This is a genomic window from Burkholderia sp. Ac-20392, assembly GCF_017104585.1.
Taxonomy (GTDB): domain Bacteria; phylum Pseudomonadota; class Gammaproteobacteria; order Burkholderiales; family Burkholderiaceae; genus Burkholderia; species Burkholderia lata.
In genome coordinates this window covers 1-3486 of sequence record NZ_JAAGPB010000693.1, presented here as the reverse complement: position 1 = coordinate 3486, position 3486 = coordinate 1, and the positions used below count along the sequence as shown (strand labels likewise).

The 3486-nt window shown below is 64.3% G+C and carries 2 protein-coding genes; one reads left to right on the top strand and one right to left on the bottom strand.

Annotated elements, in window-relative coordinates; all coding sequences use genetic code 11:
* On the bottom strand, window positions 1–431 hold a 431-nt coding region (locus G3N99_RS36895; RefSeq protein WP_206124823.1), incomplete at its 3' end, for an LEA type 2 family protein.
* A 642-nt stretch (window positions 432–1073) separates the two neighbouring features.
* Here G3N99_RS36895 and G3N99_RS36890 point away from each other — a divergent pair.
* Window positions 1074–3242: a M1 family metallopeptidase gene (locus G3N99_RS36890; protein WP_174942279.1), complete on the top strand. Its 2169-nt coding sequence runs from the start codon at window positions 1074–1076 to the stop codon at window positions 3240–3242.
* Window positions 3243–3486 lie beyond the last annotated feature (244 nt).

The following is a 3486-nucleotide window of genomic DNA, read 5'->3' as shown; positions in this document are numbered from 1 at the left end:
CCGAGCACGCCGCCCGCGAGCCGGCCGCGCAGCGCATACGGCAACTCGCCGTTCGCGGCCGCGCCGGGCAGGTTCCACGCCTGCCGCGCGGCGGCGAAGGCCGACACGGAAACCGGCACGTCGAGCACTGCCTCGCCGAAACGCGGCACGGTGCCCGAGCGATCGCTGACGCCGCTCGCGAACGGCGTGCCGTTCAGGTCGAGTGAGACCGAGATGCCGTCGTATTCGATCGGCGCGTCGTTGGGGTTCTGCACGCGCAGCTTCAGGCTGAAACGCATCTCGAGGCCCTGCCCGACGAGCGGGTCGAGCCCGGCGACGGTCACGTTCACCGGGTCGCGCGTCAGCCCCGCGCAACCGCCGAGCAGGAGCACGGCAGCGAACAGCAGCAGGACGGCGCGCAGCGGCGCGATACGGAACAGGGCTCGTGGCATGGGAGAACCTCCTCGCGGCAATCGGTGAGCGGATCGTCGCTGCATTGTACCGAGCACGCTTCCGCACGCCGGGTTTCGTAGTTTTCGCAGCCACGCGAGATCGTTAATAGATTAAAACTACGAAAATACCAGGCAAACGAAATGCGCATTAATGCTTTCCAGCATTCAATGAAGCACCGCGAATTCAATAGATGCAATTTCTAAATTTTTCGTTTCCTTTACCTAAAACCATCAAGTATATTTACGCATCCTTCGAGCAAGCCGACAAACCTTGAAGCCGCATGACGGTGTTTTTACGGAATGGCGACACGCCTTCCTGCCATCCTGCGACCAGGCCCGGCCAGCCCTGTAGGTCGTCTGTTCAAGGGGAAAGCGCGCCCGCGCAGGGCGTGCGGCTCCGTGTCGTGCGCGCGAAATCAATTCAGTACAACACGCGCCCGGCCATTTTGAACCGGCAAGTTAACCGACATCCGGAAATCCAGAGGGGGCAGTAAACCATGATTACATTCACGTAGTCGGCCGCCGTCTTTTCGAATAATCCGTCATTGGCATTTTCATCGCTGTTAATTAACGGCGAGGGGATTGTTTTTGCCGGCGTTTTCGCAGCACTGAACGATTCTTTCAACAATCGAGGTTTCAGTCATGTCGATCAACATTCGCAAGATGCGTTATCTGCCGATCGTCGCCGCACTCGCGCTCGCCGGGTGCGGTGGCGACGACGGCGGCGTGGGCTCGGCGTCCGCGCTCAGCTCCGCCGGCGCGCCGCACTCGGGCTCGTCGCCCACCGTCACCGCGCCGCCAAGCGCATCCAACGTCGACAAGAGCGTATCGCCTGTCGAGTTGCCGGACACCGTGGTACCCGTGAACTACCGGCTGTGGTTCCGCCCGAACGAAGCGCTGAACGCGTTCGACGGCCGTGCCGACGTCGAAATCAAGGTGCTGAAGCCGGTCAACAACATCGTGATCGCCGGCCACCGGATCAAGTTCACGAACGGCCGCATCACGCTGCAGCCGGGCAACATCCAGCTGATCGCGACGCCGCAGGACAAGGGCGACTTCTATCAGCTGCGCCCCGTGAGCGGCACGATCTCGCCGGGCAACTATTCGCTGCACATGGAATGGTCGGGCATCATCAACTTCAAGTCGTATGACGATCCGGTCGCGAAGACCGGCGGCAGCTGCGGCGACGATCCGTATCCGGGCTGCTCGGCCGCGGAAGGCATCTTCCGCGTCGACCTGAAGGGCACCGACGGCAAGACGAGCGGCGCGATCCTCACGCAAGGCGAAACCAACCTGTCGCGCCAGTGGTTCCCGGGCTGGGACGAGCCGGCGTTCCGCCCGACCTATGAAGTGACGGCCGAAGTGCCGCAGAGCTGGCGAGTCGTGTCGAACGCGGCCGAGAAGCCGTCGACCAACATCGGCGGCGGCTACAAGCTCGTGCAGTTCGACAAGACCCCGCCGATGCCGTCGTACCTGTTGTTCTTCGGCGGCGGCCTGTTCGACACCTATGAGGACGACTTCACGAGCCCGCTGCCGGGCGGCAAGGGCGGCCTGCACCTGCGCGTGTTCACGCCGCCGGGCATGAGCGACTGGGCGAAGCCGGCGATGGACCGCACCAAGCAGGCGCTCGACTTCTACTACCGCTACACGGGCATCGCCCTGCCGCTGACGAAGTTCGATACGGTGGCCGCGAACGACGCGTTCAAGGAGCAGAAGGACCTGAACTTCGGCGGGATGGAGAACTGGGGGTCGATCCTCGAGTTCGCCGACGACATCCTGCCGCAGCCGGGCCAGCCGATGTCGCACTACGGCAACGAGGTGCTGACGCACGAAGTTGCGCACCAGTGGTTCGGCGATCTCGTCACGACCGACTGGTGGGACAACGTGTGGCTCAACGAGTCGTTCGCGACGTTCTTCGAAACGAAGACCACGATCCAGTTCTTCCCCAACGAGTTCAGCTGGCTCGACCAGGTGAAGAACAAGTACCGCGTGATCAGTCGTGACATCGGCCCGAACGCGTTCCCGGTCGCACCGAACTTCAACGGCTGGGCGTCGAACGACTTCGTGCTGAGCGCCAGCGCGTTCACGTACGACAAGGGCGGCCACGTGCTGAAGACGCTCGAGAACTATCTCGGCGAACAGACGCTGCGCAAGGGTCTGCAACAGTACCTGGTCGACTACTCGTTCGGCAACGGCACGCCGAAGCGCCTGTGGGATGCGCTGTCGAAGGAAAGCGGCCAGGCGATCGGCGCGATCGGCGACAGCTACGTCCGTCAGACCGGGGTGCCGCTGATCTCGCTCGACACGCAGTGCGACCTGACGAAGAACCAGACCGTCATCACGCTGAAGCAGCAGCCGTTCCCGAACAAGAACGCGTATCCGGGCCTGCAATGGACGGTGCCGATCACGCTCGCGTACGGCCAGGGTCTCGCGAAACGCACGACGCTCGCGCTGAAGGATACGCAGACGCAAACACGTGTCGACGGCTGCACGGGCGTGGTCGCCGACCCGAGCGGGCTCGACTACTACGTCGTGAACTACAGCGACGCGGCCTGGAGCGGGCTGCTCACGCAGGTCAACGGCTCGACCGATCCGGTCCTGCTCGCGAACCTGAAGAGCGAAGCCGCACTGCTCGTCGCGAACAACCTCGCGCCGGCGTCGCGCTCGACGTCGATCGGCTCGGTCGCTTCGCCGGCCGCGATGAAGCTGCGCCAGACGCCGACCTTCGGCGGCATCGAGCCGGTGACGAAGGAGCGCCCGGCCCTGCAATACCAGGGCATCTTCAAGCCGCGCAAGGTAGTGACGCAGTAACGGTGCGCATCCGGCCGGTGCCGCGCAGCCCGCGGCTGCCGGCCGGCGTACCGGCTTCTCCGACCTTTGACGGGCCTCGCATGCGAGGCCCTTTTTTCTTTCGGCACGGGCACCCGCCCGCCGTCATGCCCACGCAGCATCCCATGCCGGCTGCGCGAACCACGTCGCGAGGAACGCGACGAGCCGCGACGCGCGTGCGGTGCCGCGCGCCTGCTGGCGCAACACGTGGATCGTCGCCGGCTCG